The sequence below is a fragment of the Pseudoalteromonas maricaloris genome (assembly GCF_024746855.1).
Taxonomy (GTDB): Bacteria; Pseudomonadota; Gammaproteobacteria; order Enterobacterales; family Alteromonadaceae; genus Pseudoalteromonas; species Pseudoalteromonas maricaloris.
Genome location: NZ_CP024626.1, coordinates 80,489 through 99,277, shown reverse-complemented (window position 1 = coordinate 99,277; position 18,789 = coordinate 80,489). Strand labels below are relative to the sequence as shown.

At 42.5% G+C, this 18,789-nt stretch carries 14 protein-coding genes and 1 pseudogene; 9 read left to right on the top strand and 6 right to left on the bottom strand.

Going from position 1 to position 18,789, the window contains the following annotated elements:
* Positions 1-46: 46 nt before the first annotated feature.
* The 9 genes from CTT31_RS18370 to cspE all read left to right on the top strand — a co-directional run bounded on the left by CTT31_RS18370 (position 47) and on the right by cspE (position 11,971).
* Entirely contained in the window at positions 47-1,417 is a 1,371-nt protein-coding gene (locus CTT31_RS18370; RefSeq protein WP_211856439.1) for a sensor histidine kinase, read from the top strand.
* On the top strand, positions 1,414-1,950 hold the full coding sequence (locus CTT31_RS18365) for a hypothetical protein (protein ID WP_260492714.1): 537 nt from the start codon (positions 1,414-1,416) through the stop codon (positions 1,948-1,950). The genes CTT31_RS18370 and CTT31_RS18365 overlap by 4 nt, the downstream gene beginning before the upstream one ends.
* The gene (locus CTT31_RS18360; protein ID WP_211856442.1) at positions 1,947-3,275 is read left to right on the top strand and encodes a sigma-54-dependent transcriptional regulator; all 1,329 of its coding nucleotides are present in this window, start codon (positions 1,947-1,949) and stop codon (positions 3,273-3,275) included. Before CTT31_RS18365 ends, CTT31_RS18360 begins: the two co-directional genes overlap by 4 nt.
* Before the next feature lie 182 nt (positions 3,276-3,457).
* Positions 3,458-5,410 (top strand): methyl-accepting chemotaxis protein, encoded by a 1,953-nt coding sequence (locus tag CTT31_RS18355; protein ID WP_045988037.1) that lies wholly within the window; start codon positions 3,458-3,460, stop codon positions 5,408-5,410.
* 115 nt (positions 5,411-5,525) lie between these two features.
* Positions 5,526-7,694: a S9 family peptidase gene (locus CTT31_RS18350; protein WP_211856443.1), complete on the top strand. Its 2,169-nt coding sequence runs from the start codon at positions 5,526-5,528 to the stop codon at positions 7,692-7,694.
* Positions 7,695-7,845: 151 nt separating this feature from the next.
* Positions 7,846-9,531: a DUF4153 domain-containing protein gene (locus tag CTT31_RS18345; RefSeq protein ID WP_211856444.1), complete on the top strand. Its 1,686-nt coding sequence runs from the start codon at positions 7,846-7,848 to the stop codon at positions 9,529-9,531.
* A gap of 133 nt (positions 9,532-9,664) precedes the next feature.
* Positions 9,665-10,462: a substrate-binding periplasmic protein gene (locus CTT31_RS18340; RefSeq protein ID WP_211856445.1), complete on the top strand. Its 798-nt coding sequence runs from the start codon at positions 9,665-9,667 to the stop codon at positions 10,460-10,462.
* A 76-nt stretch (positions 10,463-10,538) separates the two neighbouring features.
* Complete coding sequence (locus CTT31_RS18335) at positions 10,539-11,399, top strand: MBL fold metallo-hydrolase (RefSeq protein ID WP_211856446.1); 861 nt, start codon at positions 10,539-10,541, stop codon at positions 11,397-11,399.
* Between the two features lie 359 nt (positions 11,400-11,758).
* Complete coding sequence (gene cspE, locus CTT31_RS18330) at positions 11,759-11,971, top strand: transcription antiterminator/RNA stability regulator CspE (RefSeq protein ID WP_010369631.1); 213 nt, start codon at positions 11,759-11,761, stop codon at positions 11,969-11,971.
* Positions 11,972-12,028: 57 nt separating this feature from the next.
* Here the strand turns inward: cspE and CTT31_RS18325 are convergent, their stop codons facing one another.
* From CTT31_RS18325 to CTT31_RS18300, 6 genes and pseudogenes are all read right to left on the bottom strand, one after another.
* Positions 12,029-13,363 (bottom strand): magnesium transporter, encoded by a 1,335-nt coding sequence (locus tag CTT31_RS18325; RefSeq protein WP_039491271.1) that lies wholly within the window; start codon positions 13,361-13,363, stop codon positions 12,029-12,031.
* Between the two features lie 3 nt (positions 13,364-13,366).
* Positions 13,367-14,188 (bottom strand): magnesium transporter, encoded by an 822-nt coding sequence (locus CTT31_RS18320; RefSeq protein ID WP_211856447.1) that lies wholly within the window; start codon positions 14,186-14,188, stop codon positions 13,367-13,369.
* A 9-nt stretch (positions 14,189-14,197) separates the two neighbouring features.
* Positions 14,198-15,055, bottom strand: coding sequence for a mechanosensitive ion channel family protein (locus CTT31_RS18315; RefSeq protein ID WP_039491274.1), 858 nt, complete (start codon positions 15,053-15,055; stop codon positions 14,198-14,200).
* A gap of 216 nt (positions 15,056-15,271) precedes the next feature.
* Positions 15,272-15,736 carry a pyridoxamine 5'-phosphate oxidase family protein gene (locus tag CTT31_RS18310; protein ID WP_039491276.1) on the bottom strand — a complete coding sequence of 155 codons (465 nt, stop codon included), beginning with the start codon at positions 15,734-15,736 and terminating at the stop codon, positions 15,272-15,274.
* Positions 15,737-15,798: 62 nt separating this feature from the next.
* Positions 15,799-16,352, bottom strand: a pseudogene (locus CTT31_RS18305) (type 1 glutamine amidotransferase domain-containing protein).
* Positions 16,353-16,531: 179 nt separating this feature from the next.
* Positions 16,532-18,535, bottom strand: a complete 2,004-nt coding sequence (locus CTT31_RS18300; protein WP_260492713.1) for an alpha-amylase — start codon at positions 18,533-18,535, stop codon at positions 16,532-16,534.
* Positions 18,536-18,789 lie beyond the last annotated feature (254 nt).

Sequence of the window (18,789 nt, the reverse complement as noted above, 5' to 3'; positions counted from 1 at the left end):
CGCCATTTGATTGAAATTTGTGCACCCTTATAAAGGATTTAGCATCGTGAAAAAAATTTTTTCTCAGTCATTACAAAAACAGGCACTTATTGCCATGTTTATTGGTGTGCTTCCAATACTCACACTGACTTTGTGGTACGCCCAGGCACTATCCAAAAACCAACAAAAAACCCAGGATATTTATAATAAAAATCAAAAGCTTATCCTTGAATACAATTTTGTAAAAGCGGATATCAGTGCGCTTGAAAAAGCACTGCAAAATAATCAGCTGCTGCAAAGTGAAACACTGCAAGAAAGCATCGAGCAGAAGTGGCAAAACACCAAAAAGCGCATTCAATTATTAAAAATAAACCTACCCGATTCGCTGTTTGTTGCTAAATGGCGACAGTTCGCTCCCGATGAGATCAATGCCACTTCAAAAGCTGAAGAGTTCCAACAATTGGTTAAGGTGCTTAATCAATTCGAGGAAAGCTTTCAGCAAACACTTAATAAGCGCCTATCTGATCAAGAAGCCCATTTCGTGCAACTGCAAACATGGTTTATGTTCGGTCTCGTTATCTTGCTACCCACCCTTATCGTGATCAGCATCTTTTTGATCAACCGGATTTGTCAGCAGCTTAATCAGGTAGAATCTGCGGTATCTGAGGTAGGTAAAGGTAATTTTGATAAGTCGGTAGAACTCTCTGGCAGCCATGAATTGCAGCAATTGGGTGACAGGTTAAATTGGCTAAGGCTCGAACTTAAGCGTATTCAACAACAAAAAGAAACCTTCTTGCGCCATGTTACTCATGAACTTAAAACCCCTTTGGCATCGCTAAACGAAGGAAGCAGCTTATTAAATAGTGGATTGCTTGGAGATGTTAATCCAAAACAACAACGTATTCTCATCATTATGGAAAACTCTGTTGCAAAGCTTGGATCATTGATCGATGATTTGCTCAGCTATAGCGCGGCCAGTCACCCTGATAGCCTACATCACGACGCCGAAATGAATCTTATCCAAGAAGAAATCTCAAAACATCTTAGCGATAAGCTAGGAAAGACTGATGTGATAGTGAACTGGCAAAATCATGATGACCTAAAAGTACCTTATCTTCCGTGCAAATTAGTGTTAACTCAGTTAGTGAGCAATGCCATTGATCACGCTAAAAGCAATGTCACTATTTCAATTGAAGAACAAAATGGCGAAGTATTGTTGATAGTCCGTGACGACGGTGATGGCATCGACATCAATGAAGCCGATTCATTATTCCAGCCATTTGTTCGTGGTGAAAAAAATAAAAATAATAATGGCAGTGGCTTAGGTTTAGCCATTGTCTCTGAGTGTGTGAAGCAATTAAAAGGCTATGTGAAATGGCTATCAGTAGAATCTGGCGCCAGTATTCAAGTCGCCTTTCCAAAAAGGGATCCAAAATGAAATACATCGCATTAAGTATCACGCTATTTTTGCTCAGTGGTTGTGCCACAACGGAGCAAAACGTCGAGCAAACAAAGCAGTTTATTGGCCCTGTAAAAACAGAAACCAGCGCTAAGTTTGTACCTTTAGCTGAGGTGATCAAAGCCTTAGTCAGCCAGTGCGCTAAAAAACATAACGTGACATTTAACGATTACTATAAAGGTGCGCTGCACTTACAAGGCTTTATTCACACCTATTGCGGTACCGACTCAACCACCAAGCAACTTAAAGCCATTGAAGAAGTAAAACTACAAGATTACTGGCCAGACGATTACAACATTTGGTTTGAATCGCTAGCTTGGCACACTCAAAGCCTTCGTGAGCAAAAAATCAGTAATTATTACTCTGACAATAAGGCGCAACAGCACCAAGCACAATTGTTACAAACCCAAAAACAGCTTGCCGAGCTAAAACAAAAGCTTGCCGACATAGAAAAACAACGTTTAGAAACCGATCTTTCTGAAAACCCATCACTTGAGGAGGATTCACTATGAGTCAAACACAACAAGGCGCAAAGTTACTTTTAGTGGATGACGATACGTCTTTAACTGAGCTACTGGCCATGCGTTTAGAAAGTCACGGCTACGAAGTTGAAGTTGCGCACCGCGGTACGCAAGCGTTAAATATCCTCAAGAAAATGCCTATCGACTTGGTCATCACCGATTTGAAGATGGCGCACATGAACGGCTTTGAACTTAATGAGCAAATAAAGAAGTATTATACTGGCATGCCCGTTGTGATGATGACCGCTCACGGCTCTATTCCTGACGCTGTTGACGCCATGCAGCAGGGCTTTGTGAGCTTTTTAACCAAGCCCATTGACTCTCAGCAAATGCTCGATGTCATCAATGAGGCGCTTGCAGGTAAAGTGAGGACGGCACAAACCTCAGATCCAAATAACTTCCATGGATTGTTATTCCAAAGTGCCGCAATGCGTCAATTGGTACAGCAAATTCAGGCGCTTGCCAGCAGCAACGCAAACATTCTTATCCAAGGCGAGAGCGGTACCGGTAAAGAAGTGACAGCAAAAGCAATCCATTTGGCCAGTAACCAAGCGCAAGGCCCATTTATTGCGATTAACTGTGGCGCAATGCCCGCTCATTTATTGGAGTCTGAGCTATTCGGCCATAAAAAAGGGGCGTTTACTGGCGCGGTGAGCGACAAAGAAGGCTTAGTACAAGCGGCAGATGGCGGCACCCTATTCCTCGATGAAATTGGTGATATGCCGCTTGATTTGCAAGTTAAACTACTGCGTGTTTTACAAGAGCGAACCGTTCGTCCGGTGGGCGGCCAAACCGAGCATAAGGTCAATGTTCGTTTTGTCTCTGCAAGCCATAAGAACATTCAAAGCGCCGTTGCGGAAAAGCAGTTTCGTGAAGATTTATACTATCGCTTAAACGTGGTGTCTGTTGAAATCCCAAGCTTAAGAGAGCGATTGGAAGATATTCCACTACTTGCATCACGCTTCTTAAGTGCACTCAGCGATGGCGAAAAGCAATTTAACCAACAAAGTATTACGCATTTGTTGAATTACCATTGGCCGGGCAACATCCGTCAGCTCCATAATATTGTGGAGCACTGTGTTGCTATTACGCCAGGTAAAATGATCACTGAAGATATCGTACAAAAAGCCCTGCCTAAAGATAAAGAGCAGAATGCGTTTACAGGATTAAATGAAGCAAAACGCCAGTTTGAATATGACTACATCCAAAAAGTACTGGCACTTTGCGAAGGGAATGTATCGGAAGCTGCAAAACTTGCACAGCGTAATCGCTCTGATTTTTACAAATTACTTAAAAAACATGAGATCCAATGCTAAACCTATTAGAGGGGTAACATTAGTTTTAGTTTCTGAAGTACGTTGCTTGGTCAAATTTACCACTGCAAAGAGCTTGTAATACGGACTTTAACGAGCCACGCCCGTGGCTCAGATTTGCCCTGAGAATATGCGCTCCTGCTAGGAGCATAATAAAAACACTCGGATAGTTAAGGGTTGTCTGTATGAAAATGCGCAAAAAGCTCATTATTAGCTTTGTTCTCACTGTGATCATTCCTATTTTAGCGATTTCTGTGGTCAGCATTTCTCAGACCAAAAGCGACTCTCTTGATAAATTCCTTGATGCTTCTGGCAATGAGATAAGGCAAGCCGAGCAGTCTTTTGTACTGTTTTTTGAGCAGATGAAGAAAAATGCGCGCTTCCTCGCCGAGTCCAAGGCTGTGCAACAAGTGGGTCAAGACACTACCACTTATTTTGGTGCAGAGAAACCGATGACTCCGCTACAGAACGGCCAAACCGAAAGCAATATTTTTGAGCTTTATCGGGCATTTGGGCAAACCCACGAAGAATTATTGTTTGTATATCTTGGCACCGGTTCCGGTGGTTTTATTCAGTATCCTGCGGAGCCCCTTGGTGATTACGATCCAAGAAAGCGCCCTTGGTATCAAAACGCCTCTAAAGATCCCAGCAAGGTTATCCTTACTGAGCCTTATCAAGGAGTAACGGGACAAGCTATGGTTTCTGTTGCCACAGGTATAAAACGTGATGGCAAAGTAATTGGCGTGCAATCATTAGATGTAACGCTTGCTACACTGACCGATATCGTGAGCAATATTCGACTCGGGGAGTCGGGATATTTAATCCTTCTTGATGCCGAAGGCACTGTACTTGCCGATCCCAAAAATAAAAATCATAACTTTAAACACATTAAAGATCTCACCAGCCCCCTTTACAAGGCCATTCGCAGCGCCACAAACGAACCCTACCTCACTATTGAAACTGATAATAAAACCTATGATGCTAAGATTTATCGCTCTGACACACTCGGTTGGCAATTTATCGCAGTGATCGATGAAGATGAAATCTTAGCTTCAGCTTACGATATGACGATTAGTATCACTATTATCGCGGTTATCATGGTAATTTTGTTTATTATTATTGCAATAACGCTTGCCAACAAGATAGTTGAACCTATTGAAATGGTGTCTGATGGTTTAAAAGAAATAGCACAAGGTGAAGGCAACCTTTCCAAACGTTTAAAAGTCGTCACCAATGATGAAATTGGAGAGCTGGCCACGTGGTTCAATAAATTCTTGGACTCAATTAATTCGCTCGTAAAAGATATTCAAAGTAATGCCTCAACATTGAATGATGCTGCATTAGGGTCACAAAAGAGTATCAACGATATCCGTAATCAATGCCATACGCAGGCTGAAGACTCTGCCAGTGCTACTACGACCACTGAAACCGTAGAGCAGCTTGCTGCACAGATCAGTGAAAGCTGCGGTCACACTTTGGAGGATGTCGTCACTGCGGACGATCACGCTCAGCGTGGTAACAGCACAATAGAAAGTACAGTATCGCAGGTTGCGAGGCTTAATCATTCGTTGGCTGAGTCCGCCAACGCCATGAACCAGCTCGAAAGTGAAAGCCAAGATATCACTAATATTTTAGGCGTGATCCGTTCTATCGCAGAGCAAACCAACCTTTTAGCATTAAATGCAGCGATTGAGGCAGCCCGTGCAGGTGAACAAGGTAGGGGCTTTGCGGTGGTTGCTGATGAAGTAAGAACGCTTGCGCAGCGCTCACATGACGCCACGCAGGAAATAGAGCAAGTGTTAACCAACCTCATCGCTCAAACGAGGACGGTATCAGCCCAAATGACATCAAGCGTAAGCGAATCTGAAACGACTATCAAACAATCACAAAGCGCGCAGCAAGCATTTACTGATATCGCGCAGGCAGTATCAAGAATTAAAACTTCGGTTTCAAATATAGCGTCACAGGCCTCATTACAAGGAGAAAATGCAGGCCACACTAGACGTTTGATTGACTCGGTGGATGTTTCTGTACGACAAGTCGGAGAAGAAACAGCCGCATTAAATGCAGGCGCTGACCAATTAGTTAGCTTAGCTAAAGACTTAGAGCGTTTGGTTGGCCGCTTTGATATTGACTGAATAGAAAACTAATATCTTGTTTTTTGCAATTGTTACAAAATATCGTCTCAATTAGTTGTCCTCATAATAAGAACTAGTTAGACTCGATGAATTGATTTATTACAGAAGAATAAAAATGAAGAAATTTAAATTTACATTAGTAGCAGCATCTTTGGTTACTGTACTCGGTTGTCAAGAAGCGCCGTCACAACACACAAAGTCTGAAGCTACCGCTGAGCAAGCCACAGCGGTAACGGCACCTATAGCTGAAAAGATCCCACACAAGACGACCATTCACGGTCAAGAACTTGTCGATAATTATCACTGGCTACGTGACGATACTAGAAGTGACGAAAAGGTGTTGTCACACTTAAACAAAGAAAATGCCTATACCGACAGTAAGCTCATAAATACAGAGCAACTACAACAAACCTTATTTGACGAAATTAAAAACAAAGTGGTCAAAGATGACCGCAGCGTGCCAGTATTAAACGGCAGTTACTATTATTTTAGTGCCACTGAGGGTGACAAAGAATACTTCACTTATTACCGCAGTGAACACCAAGATGGTAAAAATGCAGAAGCTATCTTTGATGCGAATATCCGCGCTGAAGGTCAAAACTATTATGGTGTCGGTGGTCTTTCCATTTCAACCAACGAAAACCTGTTAGCTTTTGCTGAGGATACATTAAGTCGTCGAATTTATACGATTCGAATCAAAGATTTAACGACAGGTAAGCTATTAGACGATACGATTGAAGGCGCTTCAGGTCCTATCGTTTGGGCAAATGACAACAAAACTATCTATTACATCAAAAAAGATCCTGTTACTTTGCTTGGTTATCAAGTGTTTCGCCATACTCTAGGCACAGCACAAAGCACAGATGAATTAATTTACGAAGAAAAAGATAACAGCTATTACACGTATATCTCAAAGAGTAAAGACAAGAGCAAAATATACATTCACCATTCAAGTACCGAGGCGTCAGGTGTATCTTTACTAGACGCAGATAATGCAAAAGCAACTCCTGAGCGCTTTATCCCTAGAGAAAGTGGTCATGAATATAGCATTGCTAAACTTGGCGATTGGTATTACATCCACACCAATAAAGATGCCGTAAACTTTAAGCTGATGCGCGTTAAAGCCAGTGATGCAAGTGATATTTCAAAATGGCAAACCGTTGTACCGCACAATGCCGATGCAAAACTAGATAGCTTTGAGCTATTTAATCAGCACCTAGTTTACGAAACGCGTGAAAATGGTCTTAGCCAAATCACCGTATTAAATTTAGATAATAACGAAAGCAAGCGTTTAACCTTTAATGACCCGGCTTACGCCGTTTATTTAACTAGTAACGAAAACCTAGATGCAAATGCAGTAAGAATTGGTTATCAGAGTATGACGACCCCGGCTTCTGTGTATGATGTCGACCTAGCTAGTTTAGACAAAACACTATTAAAGCAAGACAAAGTATTGGGCGACTTTGCACCTGAAAACTACCAATCTGAACGTATTTTTATCACCGCACGTGACGGCATAAAAGTACCGGTTTCAATTGTTTATCGTAAAGATAAGTTCAAGCAAGATGGTTCAAACCCGTTACTACAATACGGTTATGGTTCATACGGTTCTAATGTTGAGCCAACCTTCTCAATAAGCCGATTAAGCCTTTTAGATCGTGGTTTTGTCTATGCTATTGCACACATTCGTGGTTCAGAAACGCTTGGCCGTCCTTGGTATGATAATGGCAAAAAGTTAAACAAAAAGAACACCTTTAACGACTTTGTTGATGTCACAAAAGCACTCGTTGAGCAAAAGTATGGGGATGCTTCACGTATTTATGCGAGGGGTGGCAGCGCAGGTGGCCTATTAATGGGTGCAGTCATTAACCAAGCGCCAGAGTTGTACGATGGTGTACATGCGGCAGTTCCATTTGTAGACGTGATCAATACCATGCTTGACGAAACGCTACCGCTGACCACAAATGAGTACGACGAATGGGGCAACCCAAATGAGAAGACGTATTTTGATTACATGCTGTCTTACTCACCTTACGATCAAGTTAAAGCCCAAGCATATCCAAATCTGCTTGTAACCACGGGTTTGCATGATTCTCAGGTGCAGTACTTTGAGCCAGCGAAATGGGTCGCTAAGCTACGAGAATATAAAACAGATGATAATCTACTGCTGCTAAAAACCGACATGGAAGCTGGCCACGGTGGTGCGTCTGGTCGCTTTAAGCGTATTCACGATGTCGCATTAAGCTATAGTTTCTTTATCGCACTCGCAGAGAATAAACTTTAAAATTAGCGTCTAATCTACAAGTATAAAAACCCTGTGAGACTGAGTAACTTAGGTTAAGTAGTCACGCAGGGTTTATTTTTAGTTTATTACCATTAGAGGACTTACTGATCACAGACCTACTGCAATGCACTGCAGATATAAAGGATAGAACATGGATATTACTCAGCAATCAAAACGGCTGTTATTACTCGCGCTTGTTCAAGGGGTTGTACTAGTTTTACTGCATCAATTGCTCGCGATTGAACATTGGCCCAAGCTTGCAAATGAGTGGCTATTTGGACTATATGCTTTCGCAATCACATTTCCTGCGTTGATTCTATATGCCAGCTTTCAATCACTAACTAAAAAGCAAGTACTCTGGTTTATAGCCTTTGGAGTCCTCGTTCTCTCGCTCGGATTTTATACCGGCCTGCAATTACACTCCCCACTATCTGACACCTTTTTCCAATGTTGGCCTTTTCCGCTAGTTCTATTTCTATGTACCTTTCTAGTGATCCCCTTGGTTGTAACAGATCGCAGCCACGCATCTTTACCGCAATATTCCGCGCTTGCAGACTGCTTCGCCAGTGTCATCACTGTGTTTTTAACGGCACAACTATTTACGTTAGCAACAGGCGCAATTTTGGGGCTTTGGGCTGGCTTGTTTTCTGTTATCAATATCAAATTTTTTGCCGAGCTTTTCTCCGAGCCTTGGTTCTTTTATCCAGCATTAACACTAGCTCAAGCAATAGGTGTCATAAATGCGCGAGATAAAGCCAGCACTCTGAGCCAATTATTCATAGTGTGTCAGGGCTTTGCACGGCTTTTATTGCCAGTACTTGCATTTATCTCCTCACTATTTTTAATCAGTTTGCTTGGCACTGGCCTTGCGCCGCTTTGGCAAAACGGTGGCAGCGCACTGGTATTTTTCCTATTAGGTGCGCAACTCATTACACTCAATACTGCTAATTATGGCAAAAACTCTAGTACATGGGTGCAAATTCTCACTTTGGTTGTGTTAATTTGTTTCCCTATCTACATATCCATTAGCGCCTATGGATTATGGTTAAGGGTTGATCAGTACGGCTTCAACATCGCCAGACTCTGGGCAATTACTATTTGTGCCTTCTTAGGGCTCTTCGCTATTGGGTATCTTGTTAATTTTGCTCGATTTAAGTCAAGCTGGGTAAACAACCTTGGACTGGCTAACCGCCCCATCGTGCTGTTAATCACTAGCATCTTGTTGATGTCACAAAGTCCTCTTTTGGACTTTAGAAAGATAACTGTGATGAGTCAGGTTTCACGTTTTTTGCAAAGTAACCAACAAATTGACCAGCTCGATACTTACTACTTTGCTAACCAACTCGGTAAACCTGGTGTTGAAGCGCTTGAAGAGATAAAACGCAACAGCTCGGATGCGGTGCTTATTAAAACAATTGAGCGCGCATTAACGGCTGAATCAGCACAACCCGAAGACGTTGATATTTGGACCAATATTGAATTGCTCAATGTAGCAAGCGATGCGCTCCCAATAGAAATGAAGCACGCGGTTTCTGCACATGTAAAACAGAGTCCTTACGCATTTCAATACGCAGTAAGAACCGCTCTATTCGCTATTCAGCTCGATAAAACAGAGGAGACAGAATACCTACTGTTGATAGAAGAGTCTCACGATACTGAAATCAGGCTAATCTATCTGGATGACGGAAAATGGCAAATTGCATATTTTCCTTTATCCAAGTGGGCAGAAAGTGACAATAAAATCATTGAGTTGCTGCTGCAAGGACAATATCGAAGAATCTCACCGCGGTTTGACAGACTTCAAATTGGAGAGAAAACATACAAACCTGAGCATTAGCCACTAAACAATATGGGCTTATCATTTTTTAATATCGATAAGCCCTTTTCAAAATGCTGCGGTTTCAACTCATTAGATTTTTCGTAAAAAACCTCTATATTTTAAAGACGACTTCTACATACATAAGTGAAAAATGAATTTGTTTCGCTTTGTTTTTATTTGCTGCTGTATCTTTCTGCCGCTTTTATCTAGCGCTGCTCCCCATAAACCAGAATACTCAGCACCTATTAAAGTAACCATTTTGGTCGACGATGCTTACCCGCCTTATAGTTATCAAATTAACGGCGAGCTTTATGGCATCTATGTCGATATAGTGAAGCAAGCCGCACGTTTGCTGAGTCATGAATATCAAGTTAATTTGCAAGCGGTACCTTGGAAGCGAGGTGTTTCCTCTATGGCATCCGGTGATGCAATGGCGTTAATGCCACCTTATATTCATATCAAAAAACGCCCCTATATCTGGCCATATTCAATTCCTCTTCAAGAAGAGGTGGTGGTTGCCTTTTGCAATCAAGGGATCACGCTAAAAAACTTGCCTCATGTAAAACCAGAAAGAGTACTTAATATTGGTATTAATGCCGGTTATATCATCTTAGATGAAAGCCTAATGGAAGCGCAAAAACAAGGACTTATTCAACTTTGGGAAAACAAAAGCACACGTTCAAATATTGAAAAGCTCGCACGTGGGCGCATTGATTGTTACGTCAATGATCGGCTTTCTACTTTACTTGGTATCAATAAAATGTCGCAGATAACACCAAGTTTAAGCACCAGTAATATTGTTGAAGATAAAATAGTAATGCGGCGCACTGCCCACATTGGGTACCTAAAAGGGTTCGAAGGAAAATATCCATTTAAACAAGACTTTATCCTAAAGATGGATGCTGCATTGAGGCAGGTAATAGACAACGCAGCAGCGGCAGAAGAGTGAATCGACACGTATGATAAAACACCTGAAGCCACTGCCTTATAGAAATAAACAAAAAATAGAATAAAAAGGATGGATCATGATTAAATTAGCAAGAAATTCGTTCGCTGCCATCGCGTTTGGATTGATAAACATTTCAAACGCACAAGCTGATGATATTGAATTTAAGTTGCAAGAGGTAGCAAAGGGCCTTCATGTGCTATTTGGGCAAGGAGGTAATATTGCGATAAGTTCAGGCTCAGATGGCGTTTACATTGTCGATGATCAGTTCGCTAAACTCAGCGAACAAATTAAAGCAAAAATCAAAACTATCCAACCCAACGCACCTGAGTTTGTGATTAATACCCATCATCATGGCGACCATACAGGAGGCAACGAAAATTTCGCACAAGCAGGCAGCCATGTTATCGCACATCACAATGTATACAAGCGGTTAGAACAAAAACACGGTGATGGTTCTGACTACTTGCCAACTTTGACGTTTGGCAGTGATATGAAGCTCCACTTTAACCAAGAGCATGCTCACTTATGGCATTATCATCACGCCCATACCGATGGCGATGCAGTGATCTTTTTTGACCGAGCAAATGCCGTACATATGGGCGATATCTATTTTAATTTAGGCAGCTTACCTTTTGTCGATGTCGACAGCGGCGGCTCCTTAGATGGGGTCATTGCAGCTGTACAAGATGTGATAAAGAAAATAGACGACAAGACCACCGTCATACCAGGCCATGGCCCAGTAACAGATAAACAAAATTTACAAGATTATCTAGCACTATTACATAAAGCGAAAACGATTATGCTAGATGCAATGAAAAATAATACAAGCTTGGAAGAGGTTGTAGCCGCTCGCCCACTACAAGTACTTAATCTTAACTATGCTAATTGGCTACCAGAAGAGCGCGTTACCACTTTATTTTATCGCAGTTTGAAATAAGCAAGCTGAAGAATACAGAATACGATGGACAGTTTGGTAATAATAAAGCGAAGAAAACACATGTTTCAAATTCGTCCATCCCAATCAAAGTTACACCAATAAATTCGCTCAAAATTTATTTCCGCTCACTTTTTAAACAAAAAAGTTGCAAACTTCATTGGACAGCGCCTTAAGAACGCTATACTATATGCAGGCTTTAGATACTTAGAGCACTTACTACTGCTGCACTGTTTTTTCTTGATACTCTTTTTTTTAAAAAGTCGTTTATAGATATACCAATGCGTTACTAGCTAAGTTTTATCTATCGCTTTATCGGTGATTTTCACCACATATTTAATTTTTTGAAAAAGGTTTCAATTATGTCTAACACAGTAAACGGCACAGTTAAGTGGTTCAACGAAGAGAAAGGTTTTGGTTTCATCACTCAAGAAAACGGCGGTAAAGACGTATTCGTACATTTCCGTGCTATCGTTTCTGACGGTTTCAAAACTTTAACTGAAGGCCAATCAGTGTCTTTCACAGTTGAAGAAGGCCAGAAAGGTCCTCAAGCAAGCAACGTAGTAGTTAACTAATACGTATTGCTCAGAGCTAGTGCCTGCACTAGCTCTACGAATTATCCCACTCCTCACTTAGCCTTTCGGCAACATATCTGACAGCAACAACGCAATCCCCAAAAATGACATAAAACCCGCTATATCTGTAATTGTCGTAAGTACAATTGATGAAGATTGCGCAGGGTCGAGTCCAAATTTTTTCAAGGCAATTGGTACAATGGCGCCTGAGCTGCCCGCAATGACAAGAGACGATATCATCGCAAGCGCAATAACAAGTGCAAGACCGAGTGATTGACTCCACAAATATACGCCAATGCCACAAGTAACGGCTATTGCTATGCCATTTAGCAGACCAACCATCATTTCTTTTAGCATCACCTGATACCAGTGTCGCGTTGAAATTTCTCGTAGTGTTAAGCCTCGCATTGTTACCGCCAAAGCTTGAGCCCCTGCGTTACCCGACTGTCCAGCAGCTACCGGCAGTAAAATAGCTAAAGCGGTAACTTGAGCAATCAATCCCTCAAAGGCCCCCACAACGGCAGCGGCTGCAAATGCGGTTAACAAGTTAATTTGTAACCACGGGAGCCGTTTCTTTACTGCAAACCAGCTACTTGATAGAGCTTTTTCGTCTTTACTCGCACCTACCATGGTCTGCATATCACTCGCTAAATCTTCTTTGGTTGACTGATAGGCGTCAAAAAATCGGATCTGCCCAACTAGCTGTTGCTGCGCATCAAGTACCGGAATTGCTCGCACTTTGTGCCCTTCAAACGCTTCCACGACCTGATCTTTATGATCCATTACATTTAGCGTGACTCGGATCGGTGTCGCAACCTGCATTAGGGTTTTACTTGAGGAGCTTCCCACTAAAATATTGAGTGTTGTTTCGCCCACTAAATCCTGCTGTTCGTTTAACACATAGATGACATCTGGCACTTTACCGTCTAATCGCTTCAGCTGCGCAAGTACTTCTCGTAGTGTTGTATCTGAGTAAAACGCTTGAACCTTTTTGTTCATCATTCTCGCAGCGGTATTTTCAGGAAAAACCAGCAACTCACTAAGTTCATCCGCTATGGTTGAATGCTGCTCCTTTAATTTAGCAAGTAGTACCTGCTGCGCTTCCTGCGACTGTTTGTTCAAAAGCCCGACCGCAATATGGCTATCTAGGCTCGCGATAAATTGTGCTTGATAATCCACAGGGAATTGCTGGAAAATTTGTTCAGCGGCTCCCGGCGGCAAATATTTCCATAAACGATAAATGATATGTTGTGCCTGCTGTTGTAATAATTCAGCGGCTTCGTCTGGAGGTAAAGTGCCAAGGAGCTGCGCACTTTTGAGCGGAAACTTACTTAAAAACTCATCACTGAGCTGCTCTACCGCTGAATCTAATGTATCTTTCGCTACGCTCATCGCTTATTTCCCCTTGACCTTAACTGGCACCAATGTATCTAACATACTGACAAACGAACTGGTGTAGGCATCTAATAAATCTAAAGATTCACTTGGCTTGTCTTGTGTTTCATCCATTCGGCCAAGTGCACTTCTCACTCTGTAATGTGGCAATACCCCAATAAAATCACCACTTCGATTGGCAACTGCAACCTGATCTTGTTGCGCCCAAACGGGCGATTTCAATGCACTATGCAACTCGGTATAACCACTTAGAGAAGCGACGTGAGTATCCATCAAATCTGCAATTTTCTGTTGCGGCGCTTTTCGAAGCAAATGAGTTAGTGACAACTGACCGACCACATGGCGATGCTGATTTACCACATAAACTAGCGCAAACCCGATATAGTCACGCTTTTTTAAGCGCAGTAGTGACTCCTCAACTGTCATTGTTTCTTCAAGAATTAATACGTCCGTCTCAACCCACGCTCCCACAGTATAATCAGGGTAGCTAATTAACATCTTACAGAGAGTTTGTCGTCTTACTGAAATGAGATTAAGAAAACGAGCAAGTTCTTCGTCCTGTAAATGCCTTAAGATAGCAGCAATATCAGCCAACTTCATTTTACCTAGCCACCTAGCAATATCCACATCCGTTTGCGTTATCAGTATTTCCGCTGCACTGCGAGGCTGCATGACTTTAAGTACGTTTAAAGCAACTTCATTTGGTAACGTTTTTAGTAACTCAGCAGCGACATCTGGCGTTTGCAAAGAAAGTAAGCGCGCGGCGCCTGCTGGCTCTTCTTGTAAAAAGTGTTGCGCAATTTTGAGGTTTAACGCTGACATAGAGCCTCCCTACTGCTTACTTGAATGACTGTGTGTCGCGGTAATATGTGCCGAGTCCTTTAAAAATTGCCTTGCCGGTATTAGGGTTCTCCCTTTTTGGGTTTCAATCACTAACATCGTTGCCGTGATTTCGGTGAGCGTGCCTGAAACGCCTGCAATTTCAATTTGATCGTTAATTCGACAGTGACGCAGCGCTTGTTTTGCCGCAACAGTATTTGCGATTAGTTCTCGACTCCCAAGACCAAAAGCCAATGCAACTCCCGCACACAGTACGCCTGTCAGCACCACCACCATATTGGTCACAAATTGAATATTGATCCCTAATTGCTCAATACCTATTACCGTTGCGGTAAATAGGATCGCGAGCTTGGCGATGTTACCCGCGACTTCGACTCGCGCAAACCCTACAGACTGCGCACCAGCTCTTGCCATGGCACTGGCCAGATTGCCAAGCAGATAACCACCAACAATAATAAATATCCCAGCGAGGAGGTTTGGTAGGTAACTAAGTAACGAAGAGATCCAATCACTGAAGAAGTTTAAGCCAAGGCTGGATGTGGCTGCTGCGATAAAAAACATCATCGTGACCCAAAACACGGTTTTCCCTATCAATCGAGCGTGTTTTAGATTTAGCTGAAGCGTTTGTTCGGTTTGCACTCGTTGACTTAAACCCGCCAATGCACGATTGCAAAGCTTAAATAACGAAATAGTCAGCTTGCTCAATAGCCAAGCCACCACCCAACCGACAAGCAGCATGAGTGCCGCGCCCAATAGTTGCGGCGTGTGAGTAACAAATTGATTAATTAATTGCTCATAACTGGCAGATAAGGCGTGTTGCCAATTATCAAAGGTATCCTCGGTGGCCATGTAAACTCCTGAATTCACTGAAACAGCTCACTTTAAAATCAATACATTTATTGTTATCACAGTGTTAGCCGTTGTCCAGAGAATTCCCCAAAGTCCTAAATATTTAAACTACTAACAATACATTTGGGAACATTTTCACGTGAGTGGAAGCAATGAAGGCGCAAAAACAAGTACCGTCTTTGCGCCCTAGTGACTGCTTCAAATTGAGTAATGTGATTATCTAAACTGGACCGTTTCTCGCTCACCCATCTCTTCCGGTTCTACATTTTTGCCCACGGCTAGTTTTAATAAGCCGCTCAAGTCGGGGCTAACATGCCAAATTTCAGCATCGTCCAGTTCGAAACGGAGCATGATAAGCTCGGGGTCATCTTTACCCTTTTCAAACCAGCTCTCGGCTTGTCTTGACCAATGGGCATCAAGTACGTCTTGTCGCGTTTCTTCAATTAAGTGTCCGCGAATACAAGCGAATACATTATGCCCTTTACTGGAAAATTGAGCAGTCGCTTTGCCACACTTAGCAATACGATTTGTTTTACTGGTAAAAAACCAAAACTCGCCGTTGGCGTCTTTATCCAACTGTGCTCGCATTGGCTCATGGTGATTATTGTCATCACTCAAACCAATCATCACATTGGGGCTGCTGTCTAGCGCTTCCCAAAAAGTTTTCTTTATGTCTGACATTATCCTCTCCTTATTTATACCAATTAGTGTCTGTTTGAAACGGCACAAACCCACTCTTTCGATTAATTGATAGTATCTTGTTGCAGAGCCCCAATTATTGCTTCATTAAAAGCATCAAGATCATTTGGATTGCGACTCGTGATCAAGTTGTCGTCTACCGCAACTTTAAGGTCAATCCAGTCTGCGCCTGCATTTTTAAGATCGGTTTTGATACTAGGGAAAGAGGTAAGCGTTTTACCTTCTACCAACTGGGCTTCGATTAGCAGCCAAGGACCGTGGCATATCGCCGCAATTGGACGTTTATTCCCAAACTGCGAAAAGGCTTGAATAAATTTAACCGCCGATTTTTCCTGCCTTAGCCTGTCGGGGTTGAACAACCCGCCAGGTAAAACGAGCCCTGCATATTTACTGGGTATGGCTTCATCCAAGGTTAAATCAACGGCGACTTTCTCACCCCAACGGTCTTCATCCCACGCAGTAATATCCCCTTGTTTAATGAAATAATATCAACATTAAATCCAGCGCTTTCAAGCGCCTGCTTGGGTTTAATCAGTTCACTTTGTTCGAATCCGTCAGTGGCTAAGATCGCGACTGAAATATTGTCTGACTCCGTCATCATTCTCTCCTTCAATACGTTGCTGATGTAGAGGTAGATGCGAAGACTTATGCAGAATCAATACCACCACATAACATCATGAAATATATGAACATTAAAGATTAGTGTATTGGTTGGATGTAATTTTTACAGCACTGAGGAGTGTAAATCTGGACTAGGTTAGCCCTAGTCCATCTTTGTTATAATGACGAAATAGAGACTGAGTTTGTGCCAAACTCAAACACGTTCAACTTTCCGCATTCAGCAAAGTGATTATTGCTCGTATATGGTGTGCCTTGTTGGTTAATATCCCCTTCCCAACCTTGACCATTTTTAACGAATGCTTTTACTTCAAACCAACCGTTGAATGTTTTGCTACAGTCCATTTCTACTTCCAGCAACCAGTAATGTGCTCCCCATTGGTTAAGTGACATGACGCCAAAGCCATCGCTGTCGTAACGTTTTTCCGCGCCCCAGTTAGCAGGCCAAATATTGGTTGTCCAATCCAGCGGACTCCCTTGGGCATCACTAGACTGCCCAGTTTCAGCCGCTAGCCAATCCAATCTGGTATCAGCCACTTTCCAAGCCGAAGTTGTCATGTTTCGCATGTTCAAATGCTTGATAGGTAAAGAGCAAAGAGTAGGATCGGCGCCGCAATCAATCCCGCGCTGCAATGCTGCGACATGATCAAGACCACCTCGAACGAACATATCCTGACCAGATTGAGTTTCCGCTTTAATAAAGACTAATGTGCGTTGCCAATCACCAGTCTCTGGTGGCGTTGCCAGTTTACTTTGATGATGAATGGCTACGGCATCCATAGCAGCTAAATTAATTTGTGCGTAACCATTGGTATCAACTTCGATGCTTCTACCCGCGCAGTTTTCTTGGCCGATACCTCCGCTTAGCACATCACAATAGATTCCGGCAGAGAGCCCTGTTTGCAGGCTTTGACCCATACTAGAAGATTCTCGGTTAATGGCAACAAAGCCTAAATCACCTCGAGAAAATGCAATTTGGTTATTACCATTATCCCACCAATTTGCCACAGTCCAATTGCCATTAGTATGATTTCTAAACTGCATTGCACCTGCAATCATTGGGCGACGATGCTCACACTGCCATAATTGACTGGAACAATTGAGGTTACCACTTTGATGAACAGGCACCGAAGGGCCACCAGCATCAGTGTCGCCATTAAATTCATAACTAGACATCACTTTAGGATAACCATAAGGATATGCCAGCATAAATACATTCGCTAAATCATACAGTTTACCATCATGAAAAGTAACGATGGACCCTGCTCCACCGTGCCCGCGTTGGTTGTCATGGTTGTCTGTAAATACCACGGCTTTATAACTTGGCATCATACCCCAAGCTTCGCCAAAGCTTTTTAACCAAGCCAATTTGCCTTGCTTAAATGTCTCGCTCAGTTTAATGCTGTATTTAAACTCGGTGACTAAACCATTTTGATGATATTCAGAAGCAGAAACCGCCTCGCCTCCTTGATCAATCACCTCTTGGAAAACGACCGCGGGTTGATTTAGCTTGGCTAACACATCACCAATATCACTTGCGGGCATGTGCTTGCTTGCATCCAACCTAAACCCTGCCACGCCCAGAGACTGTAGATCGTTCAAAAAGCCCGCTAGGGTATTTTGAACGTAGCTCGCATCGGTGTCTAAATCATGAAGCCCTACAAGTTCGCAGTGCTGTACTCGCCATGCATTATTACCGTAGTCTTCAGGGTTTATTGCACAGGTTTCATGAAAATCTTGTGGACTATAGATAGGATATTGTTTGTTGCCAAAAGTGTTACCCGCAACTCCAGTCCCGCTGCCATGAGCCATGTGGTTTATAACGGCATCAACATAGATATCTACTCCGGCAGATTTACACCTCGCGACCATATCGGCAAATTCGGCTCGACTGCCACTACGACTCGCAATCTCATAACTGACTGGCTGATAACGAGTCCACCATTGATCCCCTGTAATATGCTCATTGGGTGGCGATACTTGCACAGCCGCGTAGCCATTTGGCCCCAAAAACGTTTCACACTCCATAGCAACGTCAGCCCAAGACCATTCAAATAAATGAACGAATGTTGTTGGGTCGCCGTCAGCGGCATATGCAGGTGTAACGCAACTGGATGCTAACAACACTCCCGCTGCAATTTGGTTTAGTTTTATATTTTTCATTATTGCGCCTCTTATTCACACAAGATTAACAATATAGAATTCCTAGCTAAACAATCTATTGAATACGTATGCATAAGCTCATTGCTGATTGACTGTTGAACGATGATTTGAAGCTTTAAAAAGCGAGTTTAATAAGGTGACACGCTTGCTTACACTTTAAGCAGCGTAAGCGCTTGAACTCATTTTGGAGAAAATGTTAGTTTCAATTGGGTCATTGAAGTGAGCAGCTTCAAGTACTGATATAAATAATAACA